The sequence below is a fragment of the Rickettsia endosymbiont of Oedothorax gibbosus genome (assembly GCF_936269705.1).
Classification (GTDB): Bacteria; Pseudomonadota; Alphaproteobacteria; order Rickettsiales; family Rickettsiaceae; genus Tisiphia.
In genome coordinates this window covers 1380941-1401204 of record NZ_OW370493.1, presented here as the reverse complement: position 1 = coordinate 1401204, position 20264 = coordinate 1380941, and the positions used below count along the sequence as shown (strand labels likewise).

Sequence of the window (20264 nt, the reverse complement as noted above, 5' to 3'; positions counted from 1 at the left end):
CTGATAAAGGTACTCAAATGGCTAGGTTAATATTACCACAAGGTTTTCATGGTCATGATTTTATAAAAATGATGAAACATGAGCCGCATGGTCGAAATCGTATACGTTTATTGGCGATGTATCACCTTCAATTAGGCAAATCTTTAAAAGCCATATCTGAAATAGTGAAGTCACACTGGAAAACTGTGCAATCATGGCTCAGAAGATTTAGGAATCATGGTTTTGAAGGATTATTTGAATCACAAAGAAGCGGTGCCCCTAGGAAGATTAACACTATACAAGAGTCTGCTCTTTTTGATAAAATCAATACGCTCAGTGAAAGTAAAACTGGTGGGTATATAACTGGAAAGGAGCTACATATCATGTTACTTGAGGAATATGGTGCTAAATGCGCTTTAAAAACAGTCTACAATACTATGCACCGCCTTGGTTTTAGCTGGATTACTTCTCGTTCAATGCATCCAAAGTCAAATCAAGAGACTCAAAATACATATAAAAAAACTTCCCAGACATGTTAACAAAATTATTACCAAAAAATATCGATAGATGTAAAGTTGATATATGGTCTCAGGATGAAACTCGAGTTGGGCAACAAGGTAGCTTAACTCGTATATGGGCTAAGCGTGGCACTAGACCCCGTAAAGTTCGGCAACAGCAATTCATTTCAACATATATTTATGGAGCTGCTTGCCATGATACAGGAGAAGCTTTTGCATTAATTTTACCATATGCAAACACACAGGCAATGAATAAATTCTTAGAAGAGCTTTCTCGCAGTATTCAAGGCAACCGACATATAGCTTTACTAACGGATAATGCAGGTTGGCACACAGCCAAAAAACTAACTGTGCCAAGCAATATCACTTTGATACCGCTTCCGCCCTATGCACCGGAACTTAATGCAATGGAACAAGTTTGGGAATGGATCAAAAATCATTTCTTGTCTAACCAATGTTATGGTGTATATGAAGATATCGTCACTATGGCTTGTTACGCTTGGAATCAATTTGCTCATAATGTAGATTTAGTAAAATCAATTATGTATAGAGACTGGATAAACACACCGTGTTAATTATTGCAATTGGTATAAGATAATGTAATTCTGTGCGGAATCATTAAAAACCCCTTCCTTTAAAGTTATTCCAGAATTTGGCATAAATCTTATACCATCAATTGATAAAGATTTATCAGATTCAGTAAGATACAACTCAAAACCGTCTTGTAGCGTGATATGGAAACAATAAGTAAAATTATGTACCGCTATACGTCAATTCGGGATAAGGATATTGTGAACATGTAGATTAAAATCAAATTTTGTTGAAGGTTTATTTTTCTTTAATGAGTAAGCAACAAGAGTAGATAATATATGGACAAAGGCATTTATTGGTGATCTATGTCTAGTATGTTCAAGGTTCATTTTATTTTTTAGATAATCAAAAACTGTTTCAATTAAGTTACGCTTTCGAAGTAAGATTTTTTCTTTCAAATCCATTAATTTATTTTCCATATTCTTCTTAATTCCATGAATCATTTTTAAGCCTCTTTCATATAAATTTAAGAACAAATTTTGCTTAATATAACCTTTATCAGCTGCTATAATTCCAGTTAATCTTTTTGTTAACTCCGGTACTGGAACCCTATCATCTACATTGCCTTTGGTCACTTTTAATGCCATAAACTCCCCTTTATTATTGATTATTACATGTAATTTAAAACCATAAAAATACCCCATAGAGGATTTACTATGTTTGGCTAATCCTTTAAAAACTTTATTGCTATAACGCCTTTTATTGTGACAAGCTTTAATCGTTGTAGAGTCAATAAAATAAATACCTGTTTCCTCACCAAACAACAAATGAATCAACATATTTAGCGGTATGAATAATCGTGCCATTAATTCAACAAATCTATTATAACTCAAGGCTTTGGGAAAATCATCCTTATGCATGCACTCTATATAACTTTTATAGAAAAATTTAAAATTCTTAGCATAGGATGTATGAAACATAATTATTATTGTTAACATTTCACTTAGACTCATGCTACAACAGCGATTTCTTTGCTTATTTGATGGTAATAACTTTCTCTGTTCATACTCCAAATAAATTTTACAAAAATCATCTATAAAACTATATAATTCTGTGATATCTTTTTTCATGCCTGTAGTTTGTTTTTTTGTTTAAAAATATAAATACTGCAGGCACTCCTTTTTGACAATCCTTTTATCTATTACTATTTCATCTATATCTTATCCCGAACTGACGTATGAACGTCCTTTAGCTGCTTTAACAAACTGACTAATGGATATATGAGGTGGAATTTCAGCCATAATATGGACATGATCGGCAGATAATATTCCATTGATGATTTTGATACCAAGATATTCTGCTACCTGAGCAATAATTTCTCTAATTCTAATCCTGAGGTTACCTGTGAGTACTTTGTATCGATACTTAGTAATCCAAACGATATGGAAGCGGTGGTAAAATACGGTGTGGCTAGACTTACTATAATCAGTCATATATATTATTCTCTATTCAGAGAATAATATATATGATAACATTAGTAAATTGAAATATTTTAGAACAAGGACTGAAGTCTTTTCCGGCTGAAGCCGGAGGTTTTAACCAAATTTTGGGACAATAAAACCTTCTTTCAAACTAGTGTGTTAGGAGAAAGAATATTTGAAAAGTAAGAAGGGAGGGATTATAAAGTTCTCGAATAATAACAACAAAATTGGAGAATATATTATGATCCCTCTTACGGAGATTTTCTGCTTAATTGATGATTTTTGCAAGCATTTTGATACGGAGCAAAATAAATATATATTACCAAATCCTAACCGTAAGCGTAAAGTAGTTTGCAGTATAGGACTCTCAGAGATTATTACTATTATAGTAATGTTTCACTTGAGTCACTACCGTACCTTTAAAGATTTTTATTTATGCTGCCTATGTCAAAGTTATAGAAAGGAATTTCCAAAACTTGTGAGCTATAGTCGTTTTGTTCAGTTAATGCCAATGAGCTTCATGCCCATGGTATTACTGCTAAAAAGCCTATCAGGAAAACAAACTGGTCAATATTATATCGACTCTACTAAACTTCCTGCTTGCCATAATTTAAGAATTAATAGACATAAAGTATTCAAAGACATAGCAAAAAGAGGTAAGACTTCCACTGGGTGGTTCTTTGGTTGTAAGCTACATATTGTCATTAACAGTTGCGGAGAGATTATGAGTTTTTCTTTAACTCCAGGAAATGTTGATGATAGAGCAGTGGTAGAAAATTTAGTAGATAAATTACAAGGCTGGCTTTTTGGTGATCGTGGGTATATCAGTAAAAAACTCACTCAATCCCTTGCTAATCAAGGTTTAGAACTAATAACAAAAATTAAAAGTAATATGAAAGAAAGAATAATAGATCCTATTAAAAAGCGGTTTTTAAATAAAAGGTATATTATTGAAACCATTAACGATCAACTAAAAAACCTTTGTCATATAGACCATACAAGGCACAGATCTGTTATGAATTTTCAAACTAACGTATTAGCTGGACTGCTTACCTATGTTTTTAAGCCTAATAAAATTTCTGTAGCTTTTGGAAAATTAAACAATCTCAACCTTCCTCTTACATCAAACTGAGGTTATTATAGACAAAGGATGCATCAAGCTTTGGATTATAAAACTCCAGAATGTGTATATTTTGAAAAAAATATTGTATAAAAACAACAATTTAATTTTTGTGAATTATATCTCTATTTATCTAAATTTTTGTCTAGACAAAGGGGACCACCTTATTGTAAGCTACATATTGTCATTAACAGTTGCGGAGAGATTATGAGTTTTTCTTTAACTCCAGGAAATGTTGATGATAGAGCAGTGGTAGAAAATTTAGTAGATAAATTACAAGGCTGGCTTTTTGGTGATCGTGGGTATATCAGTAAAAAACTCACTCAATCCCTTGCTAATCAAGGTTTAGAACTAATAACAAAAATTAAAAGTAATATGAAAGAAAGAATAATAGATCCTATTAAAAAGCGGTTTTTAAATAAAAGGTATATTATTGAAACCATTAACGATCAACTAAAAAACCTTTGTCATATAGACCATACAAGGCATAGATCTGTTATGAATTTTCAAACTAACGTATTAGCTGGACTGCTTGCCTATGTTTTTAAGCCTAATAAAATTTCTGTAGCTTTTGGAAAATTAAACAATCTCAACCTTCCTCTTACATCAAACTGAGGTTATCTACGTTATTATCTGTAACAGATTTTATGATTAAATTTTGAATCGCTTGATTTTGCTGTAAGTTTTCAATATACATATTACCCCATAATTGCAATAACTATAGATAATATATACTAAAAATCTCTAGCACTAAGTATTTTAGAAAAAAAAATATTGATTTTTATCAAATATTTTTAAAATATATTCAATAAACGTTTATTAGTAAGGAAAACTATAGAAGAAAAATCTTCTGTATAAGGATGCCATCCATAACTATTGAAAGTTAAAAAGAGGGGTGAATTATAACTAAAGGTTGTGTATAAATATAAACTCAGGGTAATTACCATACAAACCCGTCATTGCGAGGAGGTCGCCAGACCGACGAAGCAATCCATTTCTATTCACTTTTTCTTGGATTGCCGCGCACCGCTTTTAGCGGCTCCTCGCAATCTGATGTATCCCCATGAAATTGTTGCAAAATAGCAAGAATTGATAGAATATCTTCATTATTTAATGATGATGGAGATAGTAGGTTATGGATGTAAAAACAGTATTAAATGAAGTAATAAAAGAACATTGTCCTTTTATACATAATAATCGTTTAAATGCATTACTTGATGTTGCAGAAGGCTTGCGATATAGTCAGAATTTGTCTTTGAGTGCAATTGGCAGGAACTTGAGTGGTGATAGTAAAGTAAAACATAAAATAAAAAAAGTTGATAGATGTATAGGTAACAAACATTTATATAACGAGGTTGATAATCTCTATAGTGCTTTATCATATTTCATATTTGAGTTTATCAAGCATTCTAATGATGACAGTGTTGTGATTGATTTATGTTATCTTAAAGATGATCGCATGGTACAAATGCTAAGTGCTCAATTTTGTACAAGAGGGATGAGTTTACCTTTGTATCAAGATGTGTTTGAAGAAGGTGAATTAAAGGGCAGAACGGTAGAATTTCTAAATAAATTAAAGAGTATAATACCTGATGGAAAAAGGGTTATTGTGATTATGGACGCTGGCTTTCATATTGAATGGTTTAAGGAAATAGAAAAACAAGGGTGGAGTTGGGTGTGTCGGGTCATAGCAATTATCTTTTATCTAAATTTTCAAAAAAATATTTATCTAAATAATAAAACAACGTTTTTGTTGAATAAGTTTATGGCAAACTTCAAGTAGCTTACGCATACAAGCAACTATCGCAACTTTCTTAGGTTTAAAATTATTAACAAGCCTATTGTATAAAGTTTTTAAATATTGAAAACCATTTTTGCCAGTTAATACCGCCATGTATAAAGCATCCCGTGGTATTTTTCTGTATAGTACCCTACAATTTTGAGAAGATGAAGAAGAATGGTTGATTTAGAGTGGTGTGAAGTAGTATAAGGTAGGTATTTTTATAACAAAATGCATAATATAATACTTCAAGAATTGATTTTATATATAGACGGAAATAAATCAAGATTAAAATGTTTGGTTGGTATGGTAATTAGTTTGCTGACGGGCAGCTCAATTTATCAAAAAGGTTTAGCACTTGGTATTTTAGGTGATGCTAAAGCGACGTCAAAAACTCATAGAATTTATCGTTTTTTAAAAGATTTTAATTTTGATTATATGAAGGTTGGCTATTTGCTATTAAGCTTTTTTGCTTCAAAAAATTATGTCGTAGCAATGGATAGGACAAGTTGGAAATTTGGTAAATCCGATATTAATATTTTATTTTTAGTAATGGTAATTGGTAAAATATCGGTGCCAATATTCTGGAAGACTTTGTCGCATGGTGGCGGGTGTTCTGCAGAATTTATGAAGGAATTTTTACAGAAATTTATTAATAATTTTGGCGTTGAAAGAATAAAATATTTGCTTGCTGATAGAGAATTTATGAATAAAGAATGGTTAGACTTTCTGATAAATAACCATCTAAAGTTTGTTATTCCATTAAAAATGGATCATAAAATTCGTCTTACAAAAGGTTTAAGAACTTTAACCATTGAAAGAATATTTAGTGATGTTAAAGCCTTAGAGTATAGGGCTTGTAGTGGTATATTATGGAATAGAAAGGTTAATTTTACCGCATATAGAAATGATAAGAGCGAGCTGATGGTTCTGGTGTCTTCAATTGAAATAGAGCAAGATATTTTTGCTTTATATAAATTTCGTTGGAGTGTTGAACGACTATTTTTGCACCTAAAAAGCGGTGGTTTTGATATTGAAAAAAGTCACATTGTAAAATTGGATAGATTTGAAAAATTATTAGTGATAACTGCTATTGCTTCAGCTTTAATAGTCAAAAATGGAATAATACAAAATGCCTTAAATCCCATCCGAATAAAACGGTACAAAACCATTGAAAGACAATTGTTTTCATTATTTACCTATGGCTTTGATCATATCAAAAATGCTTTTTATCAATCTACAACAGCCATAACGCAGCTAATATCCACATTATTAATACCTCCCAAACAAAAACTTTTTTCTATCCTAATACCATCTTTACAAAAATTGTAGGGTACTATGATTTTTCTGCCTCCCCTAATAAATCTTCGTCCTTGCTTATTACCACTATCACGGGCGTACGGAGCTATCCCCACAATTGCTGACAATTCATTACTACTATAATTTTTATCCCCTAATTCAGGTACAAAACTAATTAGTTTTGTAGCCAAACATTTACCAATACCAGGTACAGTCTCTAATATTTTTACCTTCTCTTTTAACTCTTCTGACTCATCTATTGTTTTGTTTAACTTCTTATCAAGCTCAGCTATTTCATTTTGTAAGAATTTAATGTGTTTTTCTATACTATCTTTATCAATACCATCAATACTATGATGTAGTCTTTTCTTTTCATTGCTAAGCATTAATACTAAATCTTCTCGTCTTTGCTTATATCTCTTCAAATTCTCTGATTCAACTTGATATATATAATTCGCTGAAAGCTGCATCTTATCACCATAATATGCTAATTTAAATGCATCCTTCCTATCAGTTTTACACAAATTTACCGATTTACTAAAAGAATTAAAACTATATGTATTGACCTTATGTATTTGTTGCTTATTATTATACAGCTTTTGACAAATCTCAGCTTCGTATCCTCCAGTGGGTTCACATATTATTAGCTTAATCTCTTGCTCTTTTGCTAATTTAATCACCTCTTCATGACCAGCTGCATCATTGGCAAAACGATGATATTTAGGTTTATCGCTTGTATTATATACACATATATCAAGCCATTGTTTACTTACATCTAGACCTATTATTTTACTCATGATATAATCTCCTTCGTCTTATTGTGCAAGGCTGCTACTTCCAACACCTTCTGCAATTTGTTCAAAGCAAACTTTGTAAGAGGGTACTTATTCTATGCTCGATTATCTCAATCAAGTACCCCTCAAATCACCCTCTTACCATTACTTATATCATAATTTAAAGATATAAGTACCCTACAATTTTTGTAAAGATGGTATTAGGATAGAAAAAAGTTTTTGTTTGGGAGGTATTAATAATGTGGATATTAGCTGCGTTATGGCTGTTGTAGATTGATAAAAAGCATTTTTGATATGATCAAAGCCATAGGTAAATAATGAAAACAATTGTCTTTCAATGGTTTTGTACCGTTTTATTCGGATGGGATTTAAGGCATTTTGTATTATTCCATTTTTGACTATTAAAGCTGAAGCAATAGCAGTTATCACTAATAATTTTTCAAATCTATCCAATTTTACAATGTGACTTTTTTCAATATCAAAACCACCGCTTTTTAGGTGCAAAAATAGTCGTTAACACTCCAACGAAATTTATATAAAGCAAAAATATCTTGCTCTATTTCAATTGAAGACACCAGAACCATCAGCTCGCTCTTATCATTTCTATATGCGGTAAAATTAACCTTTCTATTCCATAATATACCACTACAAGCCCTATACTCTAAGGCTTTAACATCACTAAATATTCTTTCAATGGTTAAAGTTCTTAAACCTTTTGTAAGACGAATTTTATGATCCATTTTTAATGGAATAACAAACTTTAGATGGTTATTTATCAGAAAGTCTAACCATTCTTTATTCATAAATTCTCTATCAGCAAGCAAATATTTTATTCTTTCAACGCCAAAATTATTAATAAATTTCTGTAAAAATTCCTTCATAAATTCTGCAGAACACCCGCCACCATGCGACAAAGTCTTCCAGAATATTGGCACCGATATTTTACCAATTACCATTACTAAAAATAAAATATTAATATCGGATTTACCAAATTTTAAGGTGGTCCCCTTTGTCTAGACAAAAATTTAGATAAATAGAGATATAATTCACAAAAATTAAATTGTTGTTTTTATACAATATTTTTTTCAAAATATACACATTCTGGATTTTTATAATCCAAAGCTTGATGTATCCTTTGTCTATTATAAAAGTCCATATATTCGTTAATTGCTGTCTTTGCCTCCTTTACTGTTGTTAAAATAATCCGATAAATTTTTTCCTGTTTTAATGATCGCCAAAAACGTTCAATAAAAATATTATCTAAGGCTCGTCCCTTACCATCCATACTAATCAAGATATTATGTAGCTTTAGCATACTAATAAAATTCTCCGAGGTAAATTGTACTCCTTGATCAGTATTAAATATTTTTGGCATACCATATTTTTCTATAGCGTCTTCAAGGGCTGTTACACAAAATTCACTTTCCAAACTAATGGAGATTCGCCAACTTAGAATATAACGACTATACCAGTCAATAATAGCTACTAAATATACGAACCCTTGGCTCAGTCTTATATACGTTATATCTGCACTCCAAACCTGGTTTGGCAATACTATTTCTAATCCTTTTAGTAAATAAGGATATATTTTATGCACTTGATTCCTCTTGCTTAAATTTATTTTAGGATAAACAGCTTCAAGACCCATTATCTTGTAGTAACGTCTAACAGCTTTACGACCTACCGAAAAACCTTGGGCTTGTAAATATTTAGCCATCCGCCGCATACCATAATATGGATGCATAGTATAGGTCTCATCAATTATTGCCATAATCTTGATATCTTGTTCACTAATACCAGTAGGTTGATAGTAATAGGTTGACCTGCTAATATCCAATAACTTACACTGTTGTACAATTGTTAACTTATTATGATTAGGCTCTATCATATTACACCTAACCTTTAATTCTAAACAATGCAGATTTTTTTTTGAGCCAGTCACACTCAACGCTTAACTGACCAATTTGCTCATATAGATTCTTGATTAACCCCTGCTGATTTGGATCAGCACTCTGTGTTTTATTCTTAAAACCTTGTACTAACAACTCAAGACCTTGTTTTTTCCAGTTACTTATCTGTGTTGCATGAACACCATACTTACTGGTTATCTGGGCTATTGTTAGCTCTCCCTTAATTGCTTCTATGACAATTTTGGCTTTCTCCTCAGCACTATATTGCCTTACTTGTTTTTTCATCTCTAGCTCTCCTTGTTTGCTAAAGAATTCTATCTCATTTTTCTTATTTTTCTGTCCAAAATATTGGAACCATTATAAACTTTTACCACCATCTATCATTTGTTTAAAAACATATTTGGTATAGTTAGAAACTGGTATAGTAATCTTGACATCTTTTAACAATGAATTATTTAACGTAAAATTAATGACGTTGCCAGCTATCAAAGCACTAGCTTCCATGTGATCATAAATTTGTTTAGCAATACCCGCAATACCATAAAAATATGGTACATTATCCAAATCATCAAGAGTAGCAATGGTATCTTTTGCATTAGAAGCAAAAAAACTATGTTTAATGATATTGCCAACCATTAATTCACAAATTGCTTGCTGAGTTATTATATCCATCCTCTTAATTTTTTGCAAAAGAGAGAAATCGCTAATATAATTCTCAATTCTTAGAGCTAATTTTTCGCTAACATCAGAAAATTCAACAAAATTCAAACCTGCATTATGGATAAATTCGTATAACTCGGGAATGGAATAAGCCCTATCTTGTTTATGTAAGAACATATCATATAATCCTACATCGCAAAAAAAACATGGTCTCTTAATAGTTCTTGCCCACGTATATACCAATTAGTTGCAGGGAAGCCAGCCATAACAGCCTTGGCATTCATTATTTCCTCTACCCTATTATTAACACCCTGATTTACCATTTTCATAATATCTTGCACCTGATATAGTCCAGTACGACCATATTTAGCATAGACCATTACTCCAACTGCTCCATTGGAAGTTAAAGACTCCTGTAAAATTTTTAAACCATCGGGAGGGCTTTTTAAATGGTGTAATACTCCTGAGCAATTAATATAATCAAACTTGCCTAAATTAAGCTTTGGGATATTTAAGATAGAATCATATACCCATTTAATATTGGTAAGACCGCGTTTCTCGGCACGTTTTTGGGCAATCTCCATACTTGGCTTACTAAAATCTAAATATACCACTTCGGCATTTTTATTTTTTAGCTGCTCTGCCATGTATATAGCAGAATCACCAGTACCACCGCCAGCAATTAATACCCGAAAACCTGAGTTAAAATCTTTTTTACCTCGATATAAGTAATGATTTAATTCCCCCAAAAATTCACCAGTAATAGCCAGTAATCTTTTTGTTTCATCCTCAGGATCTCTATAAGGATAAGGGTAATCTTGATAATGTTCTTGAACTACAGCAAGATCGTTTGTTGCTTCGATAGAAGAATTAGTCCGTGTTTTTAGTTGCTTAGTTGCCATAGAAAACTTATATATAATGGTTAATTATGCTCCTTATCTAAACGTCATTGCGAGGAGACCATAAGGTCGACGAAGCAATCCATTCTTATGTTTTTTCATCATTTTGGATTGCTTCGTCGCCACCAAAGTGGCTCCTCGCAACGACTTTCAAGATAGGAGATGTACAAACTCATATTAGTAGAAAAAATCATATTATCAAGTCCTTTATTTGTAATTGTATAGTATGACGTTCTTGCCAGCTATTAACTTTTAATGATCCAATCACGGAAATATTATAAGACTTAACATTAAGCAATATATTCTCTATCGGACTAGACACGGCATTAAAAGCAATAGCAGCAAGGGCTTTAGAGCCAAACGCTTCCTTAGAAGGGGCTAGCAAACATTTTATATGTTTACCACCAACTATGTCAGCTTTCAAAACAAAAAGATTAGAGAATTTAAATATTGGTTCAGGATTTCCCTGACCAAATGGCTCAAGTTTAATTAGCTCATCCATTAATAGCAAATTTACACTACTAGTAGTGAGCTCAGCATCATATTCTTCGCCTGTAAGGTCATTCTGATTATTCATATCACTCTTAAAGGCGTGATTTAAGAATTCTTGCAACTCTAGTAATTTTTCTTCTAATACTGTAAATCCAGCAGCCATTGAATGCCCCCCGCCAACTACAATTAACTCTTTAGTCTTGGCGTTGATAATTTTACTACCAAAATCAACATTTTTGATAGAACGACAAGAAGCCTTACCTATTCCATCATTTAAAGCTATAACTGACACCGGTTTATTAAATTTTTCTTTTAATCTTCCAGCGACAATACCAATCACACCCGGATGCCATCCTTTACCAATTATAAATAATGAGCTATCATTTTCCTGAGTTAAAGCTATTTGAGTAGCTTCCTCTATCATCATCAGTTCTATTACTTTCCGCTCATTATTATGTTTCTCCAACTCCTGTGCTAATCTATTTGCTTCTATTGGACATTCGGTAGATAAAAGATTAGCCCCTAATGATGATTTACCAACTCTTCCCCCAGCATTAATCCTAGGCCCCAAGACAAATCCCAAATGATAACAGTTTGGTTTTTCATTTAAGCCAGCAATATCGCATAAGGTTGTCATACCTAAATTTTTTCTTTGCTGAAGGATTTTTAATCCTTGAGTAACAAAAGCACGATTTAAGTGAACAAGCTTCATTACATCGCATACCGTACCAAGGGCAACTAAATCTAAATACTGCATTAAGTTAGGTATAGTAATATCATCCCTACCACTAATGTCATGATGATTGGCAAAGAAATTTTGTTTTTTTAAATCAGATAATAAGGCAGTAGCAAATAAAAATGATACTCCTACAGCAGCCAGATACTTATAATCGCTGGTTTCATCAATACGATTTGGATTAACAACGGCAACAGCCTCAGGTAATATATCGCTACTAATGTGATGATCGATCACTATCACATCAAGCCCTACTAGTGCTGCATGTTTCAGAGCCTCATGTGCCATTGCTCCGCAATCTACAGTAATAAGCAGCTTAGTTCCATTATCCTTAATTTTTTGCATAGCAGCTGGGGTTGGTCCATATCCTTCAGCAATTCGGTCTGGAACATAAATATCAACATTCTGCCCCAAATCCCTAAATAGATTCTTAAGCAATGATGAAGAAGTAGCCCCATCAACATCATAATCAGCAAATATGCAGATTTTTTGTTTATTTATAATGGCTTCTATAGCTCTATCTACTGCCTTGTGCATATCAAGTAAATGAAAAGGATATGGCAGTAGGTTCTTAAGTTTAGGTGATAAAAAGTCAGCCGCTTGTGCTAAGTTCTCCAGGCGAGGAAATAGAACCCTAGCTAAAAAATCACTAATTCCTACAGAACGACAAAGCTCTAGAACAGCATCCTCGTTGACTAATCGCTGCTGCCAAATTTTGCCATTTACTGAACATTTAGATTCTAGTGCTATTGACATGTAGGGTAACCTTATTAAAAAGTGTAAAATCTAGTTATATCTATAATATAACAGATTTTTATGCTCCACTAATAGCTGTTTTCATTATTTTTGTGATGTTTTGCAATATCTAAATTTCAGATAAATTGGCAGGCTAAATAATGTTAACACTCTTATGACATAGTAGTAACGGTAATCACATGCCATAGTAGCAAAAAATAATACTACCGAAAAAACAAGACCTATCGCAACAATATAAGTTAAAATAACCTTCTCAGGATTATTAGATTGTTTATTTGTTAAAATAGCTGCTAAATAAACAAATATTAGTATAAAACTAATAAAATTCTTAGTTATTAGCCTTGGAAATGCTTTTAAGTAGGCTATCACTAGGTCTTTTACATGATTCTTTTTAAGATAAATGCCATATTTTTCAGCTTCATTATGATCAATAAATAAATCGTCACTATAATACTCTGCACTCTTCATTAACAAGATGAAATTCTTTATACGATGTTTAAGAAAACCTTAACCTGAATATTGCATGAAAGAATAGAGACAAAACCCTTGTAATACTATATAATATCAGTGTTAAAAGAAGATTACATAGAGGGTTTTGCCATGACAAATTGTACAGGATTAATTTACCAATCGAAAGTAAAAAATCGTCAAATAGAAATAAATTTCACAGGAGGTAATATTAGTAGCGATGGAGGTGTATTATTGCTAAGAGAAGCAGATAAAAGACTTGGTCTAACTAATGAACTGGCTAAGATTTTTCCTGATAAGCGAGATTCTGATAAAATTACTCATACTATTTTAACAATGCTCAAACAGCGTATTTATGGTATTGCTCTTGGTTATGAAGATTTAAATGATCACGATAATTTAAGAAAATGTCCAGCTTTGCAAACAAGTATAGACACACTGGACGATATGGCTAGTAGCTCTACTTTATGCCGTTTAGAAAATAAAGCAGATCGTGGATTTGCTCTTAAAGCTCATAAGGTGATGATTGACAAGTTTGTCGAATCTCATAAAACCGTGCCGAAACAATTAATACTTGATTTTGATGCCACTGATGATGAAATTTATGGCAATCAAGAGGGGAAGTTTTATCATGGATATTATCGTCATAATTGCTTTCTACCTTTATATGTTTTTTGTGGAAAAAAGCTGTTAGTAAGCAATCTTCGCAGCTCAAAGCTAGAACAAGCAAAGCATAGCTGGGCAATATTATCTCTATTAGTCAAGCGTTTTCATCAATCGTGGCCTGAAGTAGAGATTATTTTTCGTGGTGATGGTGGATTTTGTCGTCATCAGATGCTGGATTGGTGTGATGAAAATAATGTAAAATATATAGTCGGAATAGCCCAAAATACTAGACTCAACAAGCTGCTTGAGCCATTGATGCAACAATCTAACGAAGCCTTCACAATTAGCAAAGAGAAGCAACGCTTTTTTAGTGAATTTAAATATAAAGCTGATAGCTGGAGTCGTCATCGTAAGATAGTTGGTAAAGCAGAAGTAATTAGCCTTGGTGAGAATCCAAGATATATAGTAACTAATTTAGCAGGTAAGCCAGAAGATTTATATGATAAAATTTACTGTGCACGTGGAGATATGGAAAATCGTATAAAAGAGCAACAGTTAGAGCTATTTGCGGCTCTGTACAAATAAGTGTGTAAATTTTTCAAAGGTTATATAAAAATATAATATAACAAAAGGAGAAATTATAATGCGTCACAAACAAAATGAAGCAATGAATCAAGCAATAGATTTATTAATAAATAATGATACAGATATATCAACTTTATTTAAAGAGGATGGTTTATTAAAACAATTAACCAAAAGGCTTGTAGAGAAGGCATTGCAGTCAGAGATGAATAATCACTTAGGATATGATAAATATTGTCATACTGATAGCAATAATGTTCGTAATGGTAGTAAAGTAAAGAATCTAGTAACAAATAATGGAGTTGTAGAGATTGAGGTTCCAAGGGATAGAAGTAGTACATTTGAACCTGCATTAATTCCGAAGCGTCAAAGACGTATTGAAGGATTTGATGATAAAATAATATCGTTATACGCTAAAGGAATGAGCTTATCTGATATTAAGATTCAAATGCAAGAATTGTATGGAGCTGACGTTAGCGAAAGTTTGATAAGTCAAATTACTGATGATGTAATTGAGGATGTCAAGATATGGCAAAGCCGACCATTGGATCGAGTATATGCTATAGTATTTTTTGACTGTTTAGTAGTAAAAGTACGTCAAGATAAACGAATTATCAATAAGTCTGTATATGTAGCATTAGGTATTGATTTATCTGGAAGGAAGGATATTTTAGGATTGTGGAACAGTGAAAATGAAGGAGCTAAATTTTGGCTTGGTAATTTTACTGAGATGAAGAACAGAGGTATGCAAGACATGCTTATTGCTTGCAGTGATAATTTAACCGGTATGTCTGAGGCAATAGAAGCAGTTTTTCCGAAAACCGAACATCAATTATGTATTGTACATCAGATTAGAAATAGTTTAAAATATGTATCATATAAAGACCGAAAAGAATTAGCGGCTGATTTAAAGCCTATATATACTGCTAGCACAGAGGAAGAAGCACATCTTGCTTTAGAATCTTTTGAAGCTAAATGGAGTAAACAGTATCCACAAATTGCTAAATCTTGGTATGTTCATTGGGAAAATTTAATGGTTTTTCTAGAATACCCTGAGGCGATAAGGAAAGTAATATACACAACTAATAGTATAGAATCTGTCAATAGCCAATTACGTAAGGTTACTAAGAATAAACGGGTTTTTCCAAATGATAATGCCGTTTTTAAGACCTTATATTTGGCAATTGATTATATGACCAAGAAATGGGTTATGCCGATTCCGAACTGGAACGCAGCTATGGCTCACTTTTTGATAAAATTTGAAGGTAGAATTTAAGCCCTATGAAAAATTTACACACTTAATTAGAAAGGCTCATATTTGCCGATCGCACTTCATGCCATAAATGGTGGGCTAATCAACTCAGACTAATTTTGTCAAGCCTTGCCTATACATTAGTAGAATATATACGTGATCATAGTACCCCACAGTTATTGTTGAAGTTGAAAAGCAATCATAATGTGTTTTCGTAGTAATGAAAACAACATAGCAGGGGTATCACTTAACGAGTTATAAAAATAATCTTTTATCCAATCAAATCCATAAGTAAATAATGAGTATAATTTACGACCATGTTTTTTGATCTTTATAGGATAAATTTTGTTCTTAATGTCACCAGCAAGCACGCAAATAGCTAAGGATAAAGATACTATTGCAAATAGTTTTTCTAGCTTTTTTTGATCTGTAATGTGGGTATCTTCAATATTAAATCCAGATGATTTGAGAGACAGAAAAGATCGCTCAATGCTCCACCTTTGCTTATATGCTAGCAAAGCACATTCACCAATAAGGACATTACTAGCAATAAATAGTTGCTCTCTTTCTAATTGCAAACAAGTTATTTTAATTGCCATACCATTGTAAATTTTGCTTTCTATAGTTTTAGTGTTACCTATTTGCATATCGGCAAAACATTTATTCAACTTTATCTTGCCACCGTTGAAATGCTTGACTTTCTCGCTTTTTCTTAGCCTAATAGCAAAAGGTAATTTTTGGATTCCAACCATATATTGCAACCATTCTTCTCCAACAAATTCCCGATCGGCAAGGATAAGCTCTATCATTTCCTTAGGTATAATTGTTAAAATTTGCTCAATCAATTTCTTTCTTTCATTAGTAGAAGAGTTGCCTTTTTTATCAAGTAACAACCATGCTATAGGAATTGAAATATTACCATATACAATGGTTGCAACAAAAAAATTCAAATTTTTAATACCAAATTGCCAGCTGGTTCTATCTATGGCAAGGCTAATTTTACCTGTTAGACAGAGCAATTTAACAATAATTTTTCCTAAACTTATAAAGCACATATTTTGTTCTAAAAGCAAACGCTCAACTTTAACAATCTTGGCATGCAAATTGCCTTTAGAAGCGACATACAGTGCTAATTCTTTGATTCTCACAGTTTTAGCTTTTACTACTGCACAAATTAATTCTGCAAATGTTTTAATTCGTGCTGGGTGCCAATCTAAAAATATGTATAATATTTGGTATAGTGATTGAGAGTCATTAATACCTCCTGTTGCTTATTCTCAGCGGAGATTAGTGACTCTCAGTCCATAGCAATTATCTTTTATCTAAATTTTCAAAAAAATATTTATCTAAATAATAAAACAACGTTTTTGTTGAATAAGTTTATGGCAAACTTCAAGTAGCTTACGCATACAAGCAACTATCGCAACTTTCTTAGGTTTAAAATTATTAACAAGCCTATTGTATAAAGTTTTTAAATATTGAAAACCATTTTTGCGAGTCAATCATTTAATTTGTGTAAGTTCATTTTTTATTTTCCAATAAATCATATTTAAAATCTCCACAAAGTATTTCAAATTGATTTAAAGCTAAAGACCAATCTTTAATAGGCATGGTCCATTTTTTGGCTGCATTTTGTAGGGATAAAAATATTATTTTTTGAATTGACTTATCATCTGGAAACACCCCCTTATTTTTGATAATTTTTCTAATTTGACGATTTACAGATTCTATAGTGTTAGTAGTATAAATTACCTTTCTGTTCTCTTCAGGAAAGGCAAAAAACGGTATTATCCCAGACCAATTACGTTGCCAAATATCAGAAATTACCGGATATTTTTTATCCCATTTTACACCAAATTGCTGAAGTTTTAAACGTGCCATTTCGTCATTATTAGCTGTATAAATTTGTTTTAGATCTGATGTGACCTCTTTTAAATCTTTATATGACACATACTTTACTGAATTGCGAACCATATGTACAATACATAATTGTACTATAGTACTCGGGAATACACTGCTTATAGCTTCTGGAAAGCCCTTTAAACCCCACACAAGCAACATAAATTTGTTCAATTCCTCGATTCTTTAACTCAGTAACTACTTGCATCCAAAATTTAGCACCTTCATTTTTGCCTATCCAAATGCCAAGTAACTCCTTTTTCCCTTCTATATTTACAGCAAGTGCTAAATATACTGCTTTATTTATTACTATGTGATTGTCTCTAGATTTTACATAGATACAGTCCAAGTATAATATTGGATACACCCTATCTAAACAACGATTTTGCCACCTAGTTACTTCTTCTATCACCCCATCTGTTATGGTGGATATCAAGTCACCAGATACATCAGTTTGATATATTTCTTCTAAATGCCCTCGGATCTCGCTGACTGTCATACCGCGACCATAAAGGGATATCATACCAATTGCAATAATTAACACGGTGTGTTTATCCAGTCTCTATACATAATTGATTTTACTAAATCTACATTATGAGCAAATTGATTCCAAGCGTAACAAGCCATAGTGACGATATCTTCATATACACCATAACATTGGTTAGACAAGAAATGATTTTTGATCCATTCCCAAACTTGTTCCATTGCATTAAGTTCCGGTGCATAGGGCGGAAGCGGTATCAAAGTGATATTGCTTGGCACAGTTAGTTTTTTGGCTGTGTGCCAACCTGCATTATCCGTTAGTAAAGCTATATGTCGGTTGCCTTGAATACTGCGAGAAAGCTCTTCTAAGAATTTATTCATTGCCTGTGTGTTTGCATATGGGGGGAGTAGACGTAATAGTCACCTATTACGCCCCTCGTTAGAACCGCATCGTGCCCTATTAAGGCAATGGGCTCAAGATATCATCATTTACACGGTATGCTCACTGAAACATGACATGATATACTTTTACCTTTGGCAAAGGATGGCGTGTAATAAAAAGTCTAAATTGTTCCCAGTTAAATGATTTCTTCTGACTGCGTCTATTTAGCCATTTGAACATTATTTTAACCGCCTTCCATATGAAACCATTTACGGCATCGCAATTGTGCGACACTCCATAATATTGGATATGTCCTCTAAGCTTACTGCAAAAGATTGTCCATATGATAGGTAGTTTGTATTTGTTTCTAATGCCTTTACACCAATCATTAACTTTCTTTAACTTGGTGCTTATCCTTTTTCCACTGCTCTTTAACTTAGGTATTATTCTACCATTCCTAGACTTTCCCAGATAAAAGGTAAATCCTAGAAAATCAAAGGACTCCTGTTTTATGCCTCGAGACAACTGGTTCTTTGAAAATCTGACCAATTTGGTCTTTTCTTCATTAAGTTTAAGTTTGTACTTTTCAAGTCGTTTCACAAGAACTACTTTAATCTTCTTTGCATCCTCTTCATATCTACAGCATATCACTGCATCGTCACAGTAGCGAAATAATTCTACCGTACCACTGCAATGCTGGGTTACTACTTTTTTAATCCATTCATCTAGTACATAGTGAGCAAATATATTCGCAAGTATGGGGCTTACAATACTTCCTGCAATTACCCCTTCTTCTAGGATAGTTAACTCTCCATCAGATAATACTCCCGCCTTAAACATACGGATTAAATACCTAATTAGCCTCTCATCCTGAACCTTCTCCCGTAATATTTCGATCAATATCTTCCTATCCAATGTACCAAAAAAAGTTCGCTAAGTCTAAGTCTATTATGCTCTCAACCTCATTTTCATAAAGATGTTTAGAAAGCTCCCTTACTGCATCATGACATCCAATCCCTGCCCTGAAACCGTAGGAACACTTAAGGAATAATGGCTCATAGATATTTTCAAGTACCTTCTTCATCATCTTTTGGCAAAGCTTATCTTCAAAATTGCTAATCCCTAAAGTCCTATACTTACCCGGGCTTCCTTCCTTTGGTATCTTTACCTCTAGTATATTCCCTGGTTTATATACCATGTTCTTTAGTTTCTTAACCAATTCTCTGATATTTTCTGTAAGGTTTAAGCTATAGCTCGATTTGTCCATACCATCTGTTCCCACCGCTCTATTTACATCAAGCTCTTGGTAACATTTGGTAAGTGCTTCTTCATTAAATAAATGCATGAGATTGTTAAATCTCTTGCCCTTATCCTGTGAGGATAACCATGCTATTCTTTTTAGTTTCGTTTCTGTATTTATTTGATATTCTGTTGTTATCATAACATTTCCCTAAAAAGATCGATTTTACCCAGGATCCTTCGCTCCACAAACTTTCCTCTGCTTCAACACTACTATGATCCATCCGACTTCCTATATCCCCTCTCAGCTCCCTTGGGTTTTACTCTTGTCGGCTGATACTTCAAAAAAAATGGAAGAGAATATAGGATATCCCACGTTCATAGATAAACTTTTATTA

22 protein-coding genes and 5 pseudogenes are annotated in these 20264 nt (G+C 32.6%); 9 read left to right on the top strand and 18 right to left on the bottom strand.

Annotated features, from left to right (window positions below):
- Positions 1-17 precede the first annotated feature (17 nt).
- The gene (locus tag NBW66_RS07625; protein WP_250310542.1) at positions 18-518 is read left to right on the top strand and encodes a helix-turn-helix domain-containing protein; all 501 of its coding nucleotides are present in this window, start codon (positions 18-20) and stop codon (positions 516-518) included.
- Positions 512-1072, top strand: a complete 561-nt coding sequence (locus NBW66_RS07620; RefSeq protein ID WP_250310543.1) for an IS630 family transposase — start codon at positions 512-514, stop codon at positions 1070-1072. The genes NBW66_RS07625 and NBW66_RS07620 overlap by 7 nt, the downstream gene beginning before the upstream one ends.
- Here the strand turns inward: NBW66_RS07620 and NBW66_RS15005 are convergent, their stop codons facing one another.
- From NBW66_RS15005 to tnpA, 3 genes and pseudogenes are all read right to left on the bottom strand, one after another.
- The gene (locus tag NBW66_RS15005; protein WP_410525829.1) at positions 1073-1264 is read right to left on the bottom strand and encodes a baseplate hub domain-containing protein; all 192 of its coding nucleotides are present in this window, start codon (positions 1262-1264) and stop codon (positions 1073-1075) included. It abuts the gene before it with no gap.
- A gap of 3 nt (positions 1265-1267) precedes the next feature.
- Positions 1268-2158, bottom strand: coding sequence for an IS982 family transposase (locus NBW66_RS07615; RefSeq protein WP_250310582.1), 891 nt, complete (start codon positions 2156-2158; stop codon positions 1268-1270).
- A gap of 108 nt (positions 2159-2266) precedes the next feature.
- Positions 2267-2521, bottom strand: a pseudogene (gene tnpA / locus NBW66_RS07610) (IS200/IS605 family transposase); the annotation flags it as partial.
- A 229-nt stretch (positions 2522-2750) separates the two neighbouring features.
- On the opposite strand from tnpA, the gene NBW66_RS07605 reads away from it, so the two are divergent.
- From NBW66_RS07605 to NBW66_RS07595, 3 genes and pseudogenes are all read left to right on the top strand, one after another.
- On the top strand, positions 2751-3641 hold the full coding sequence (locus tag NBW66_RS07605; protein WP_250310580.1) for an IS982 family transposase: 891 nt from the start codon (positions 2751-2753) through the stop codon (positions 3639-3641).
- 156 nt (positions 3642-3797) lie between these two features.
- A pseudogene (locus NBW66_RS07600) lies at positions 3798-4244 on the top strand (IS982 family transposase); the annotation flags it as partial.
- A gap of 520 nt (positions 4245-4764) precedes the next feature.
- Positions 4765-5412, top strand: coding sequence for a hypothetical protein (locus NBW66_RS07595; protein WP_250310578.1), 648 nt, complete (start codon positions 4765-4767; stop codon positions 5410-5412).
- Here NBW66_RS07595 and NBW66_RS07590 read toward each other — a convergent pair.
- Positions 5359-5523, bottom strand: a complete 165-nt coding sequence (locus NBW66_RS07590; protein WP_250310577.1) for a hypothetical protein — start codon at positions 5521-5523, stop codon at positions 5359-5361. The genes NBW66_RS07595 and NBW66_RS07590 overlap by 54 nt on opposite strands.
- Before the next feature lie 117 nt (positions 5524-5640).
- On the opposite strand from NBW66_RS07590, the gene NBW66_RS07585 reads away from it, so the two are divergent.
- Positions 5641-6741, top strand: coding sequence for a transposase (locus NBW66_RS07585; RefSeq protein WP_250310546.1), 1101 nt, complete (start codon positions 5641-5643; stop codon positions 6739-6741).
- Here NBW66_RS07585 and NBW66_RS07580 read toward each other — a convergent pair.
- The 8 genes and pseudogenes from NBW66_RS07580 to NBW66_RS07545 all read right to left on the bottom strand — a co-directional run bounded on the left by NBW66_RS07580 (position 6642) and on the right by NBW66_RS07545 (position 13423).
- Positions 6642-7505: an IS110 family transposase gene (locus tag NBW66_RS07580; RefSeq protein ID WP_250310576.1), complete on the bottom strand. Its 864-nt coding sequence runs from the start codon at positions 7503-7505 to the stop codon at positions 6642-6644. The genes NBW66_RS07585 and NBW66_RS07580 overlap by 100 nt on opposite strands.
- A gap of 174 nt (positions 7506-7679) precedes the next feature.
- Positions 7680-8006 carry a hypothetical protein gene (locus tag NBW66_RS07575; RefSeq protein ID WP_250310575.1) on the bottom strand — a complete coding sequence of 109 codons (327 nt, stop codon included), beginning with the start codon at positions 8004-8006 and terminating at the stop codon, positions 7680-7682.
- Positions 7997-8458 carry a transposase gene (locus NBW66_RS07570; protein WP_250310574.1) on the bottom strand — a complete coding sequence of 154 codons (462 nt, stop codon included), beginning with the start codon at positions 8456-8458 and terminating at the stop codon, positions 7997-7999. The genes NBW66_RS07575 and NBW66_RS07570 overlap by 10 nt, the downstream gene beginning before the upstream one ends.
- A 113-nt stretch (positions 8459-8571) precedes the next feature.
- On the bottom strand, positions 8572-9390 hold the full coding sequence (locus NBW66_RS07565) for an IS3 family transposase (RefSeq protein WP_250310573.1): 819 nt from the start codon (positions 9388-9390) through the stop codon (positions 8572-8574).
- Between the two features lie 7 nt (positions 9391-9397).
- On the bottom strand, positions 9398-9697 hold the full coding sequence (locus tag NBW66_RS07560; RefSeq protein WP_250310572.1) for a transposase: 300 nt from the start codon (positions 9695-9697) through the stop codon (positions 9398-9400).
- A 90-nt stretch (positions 9698-9787) separates the two neighbouring features.
- A pseudogene (locus tag NBW66_RS07555) lies at positions 9788-10974 on the bottom strand (class I SAM-dependent methyltransferase); the annotation flags it as partial.
- Between the two features lie 187 nt (positions 10975-11161).
- Positions 11162-12955 carry a single-stranded-DNA-specific exonuclease RecJ gene (gene recJ, locus NBW66_RS07550; protein ID WP_250310571.1) on the bottom strand — a complete coding sequence of 598 codons (1794 nt, stop codon included), beginning with the start codon at positions 12953-12955 and terminating at the stop codon, positions 11162-11164.
- A gap of 84 nt (positions 12956-13039) precedes the next feature.
- Entirely contained in the window at positions 13040-13423 is a 384-nt protein-coding gene (locus NBW66_RS07545) for a hypothetical protein (RefSeq protein ID WP_250310570.1), read from the bottom strand.
- Positions 13424-13522: 99 nt separating this feature from the next.
- Here NBW66_RS07545 and NBW66_RS07540 point away from each other — a divergent pair, with 99 nt between their 5' ends.
- Genes NBW66_RS07540 through NBW66_RS07530 form a run of 3 tightly spaced genes read left to right on the top strand, consistent with a single transcriptional unit; the run spans position 13523 to position 16081 of the window.
- Complete coding sequence (locus tag NBW66_RS07540; RefSeq protein ID WP_250310569.1) at positions 13523-14614, top strand: IS1380 family transposase; 1092 nt, start codon at positions 13523-13525, stop codon at positions 14612-14614.
- A gap of 58 nt (positions 14615-14672) precedes the next feature.
- Positions 14673-15887, top strand: a complete 1215-nt coding sequence (locus NBW66_RS07535) for an IS256 family transposase (protein ID WP_250310568.1) — start codon at positions 14673-14675, stop codon at positions 15885-15887.
- Between the two features lie 38 nt (positions 15888-15925).
- Positions 15926-16081: a transposase gene (locus tag NBW66_RS07530; protein ID WP_410525828.1), complete on the top strand. Its 156-nt coding sequence runs from the start codon at positions 15926-15928 to the stop codon at positions 16079-16081.
- Here NBW66_RS07530 and NBW66_RS07525 read toward each other — a convergent pair.
- The 6 genes and pseudogenes from NBW66_RS07525 to NBW66_RS07495 form a co-directional block, all read right to left on the bottom strand.
- Positions 16040-17011, bottom strand: coding sequence for an IS4 family transposase (locus NBW66_RS07525; RefSeq protein WP_250310567.1), 972 nt, complete (start codon positions 17009-17011; stop codon positions 16040-16042). The two genes, NBW66_RS07530 and NBW66_RS07525, sit on opposite strands and share 42 nt — an antisense overlap.
- Positions 17012-17209: 198 nt before the next feature.
- A complete protein-coding gene (locus NBW66_RS07520) occupies positions 17210-17365 on the bottom strand; it encodes a hypothetical protein (protein ID WP_250310566.1) in 156 nt (51 codons plus the stop codon).
- A 19-nt stretch (positions 17366-17384) separates the two neighbouring features.
- Positions 17385-18285, bottom strand: a pseudogene (locus tag NBW66_RS15000) (IS256 family transposase); the annotation flags it as partial.
- Positions 18286-18299: 14 nt separating this feature from the next.
- A pseudogene (locus tag NBW66_RS07505) lies at positions 18300-18632 on the bottom strand (transposase); the annotation flags it as partial.
- A gap of 115 nt (positions 18633-18747) precedes the next feature.
- Entirely contained in the window at positions 18748-19542 is a 795-nt protein-coding gene (locus NBW66_RS07500) for a reverse transcriptase domain-containing protein (RefSeq protein ID WP_250310563.1), read from the bottom strand.
- Positions 19535-20068, bottom strand: a complete 534-nt coding sequence (locus tag NBW66_RS07495) for a reverse transcriptase domain-containing protein (RefSeq protein WP_250310562.1) — start codon at positions 20066-20068, stop codon at positions 19535-19537. Before NBW66_RS07495 ends, NBW66_RS07500 begins: the two co-directional genes overlap by 8 nt.
- Positions 20069-20264: the final 196 nt, after the last annotated feature.

Bases quoted from the DNA above. Each gene is read 5' to 3' on its own strand.
- NBW66_RS07625 (WP_250310542.1), top strand. From the start codon at position 18: ATGGCTAGGTTAATATTACCACAAGGTTTTCATGGTCATGATTTTATA.
- NBW66_RS07620 (WP_250310543.1), top strand. From the start codon at position 512: ATGTTAACAAAATTATTACCAAAAAATATCGATAGATGTAAAGTTGAT.
- NBW66_RS07615 (WP_250310582.1), bottom strand. From the start codon at position 2,158: ATGAAAAAAGATATCACAGAATTATATAGTTTTATAGATGATTTTTGT.
- NBW66_RS07605 (WP_250310580.1), top strand. From the start codon at position 2,751: ATGATCCCTCTTACGGAGATTTTCTGCTTAATTGATGATTTTTGCAAG.
- NBW66_RS07595 (WP_250310578.1), top strand. From the start codon at position 4,765: ATGGATGTAAAAACAGTATTAAATGAAGTAATAAAAGAACATTGTCCT.
- NBW66_RS07590 (WP_250310577.1), bottom strand. From the start codon at position 5,523: ATGGCGGTATTAACTGGCAAAAATGGTTTTCAATATTTAAAAACTTTA.
- NBW66_RS07585 (WP_250310546.1), top strand. From the start codon at position 5,641: ATGCATAATATAATACTTCAAGAATTGATTTTATATATAGACGGAAAT.
- NBW66_RS07580 (WP_250310576.1), bottom strand. From the start codon at position 7,505: ATGAGTAAAATAATAGGTCTAGATGTAAGTAAACAATGGCTTGATATA.
- NBW66_RS07570 (WP_250310574.1), bottom strand. From the start codon at position 8,458: ATGGTAATTGGTAAAATATCGGTGCCAATATTCTGGAAGACTTTGTCG.
- NBW66_RS07565 (WP_250310573.1), bottom strand. From the start codon at position 9,390: ATGATAGAGCCTAATCATAATAAGTTAACAATTGTACAACAGTGTAAG.
- NBW66_RS07560 (WP_250310572.1), bottom strand. From the start codon at position 9,697: ATGAAAAAACAAGTAAGGCAATATAGTGCTGAGGAGAAAGCCAAAATT.
- recJ (WP_250310571.1), bottom strand. From the start codon at position 12,955: ATGTCAATAGCACTAGAATCTAAATGTTCAGTAAATGGCAAAATTTGG.
- NBW66_RS07545 (WP_250310570.1), bottom strand. From the start codon at position 13,423: ATGAAGAGTGCAGAGTATTATAGTGACGATTTATTTATTGATCATAAT.
- NBW66_RS07535 (WP_250310568.1), top strand. From the start codon at position 14,673: ATGCGTCACAAACAAAATGAAGCAATGAATCAAGCAATAGATTTATTA.
- NBW66_RS07495 (WP_250310562.1), bottom strand. From the start codon at position 20,068: ATGATAACAACAGAATATCAAATAAATACAGAAACGAAACTAAAAAGA.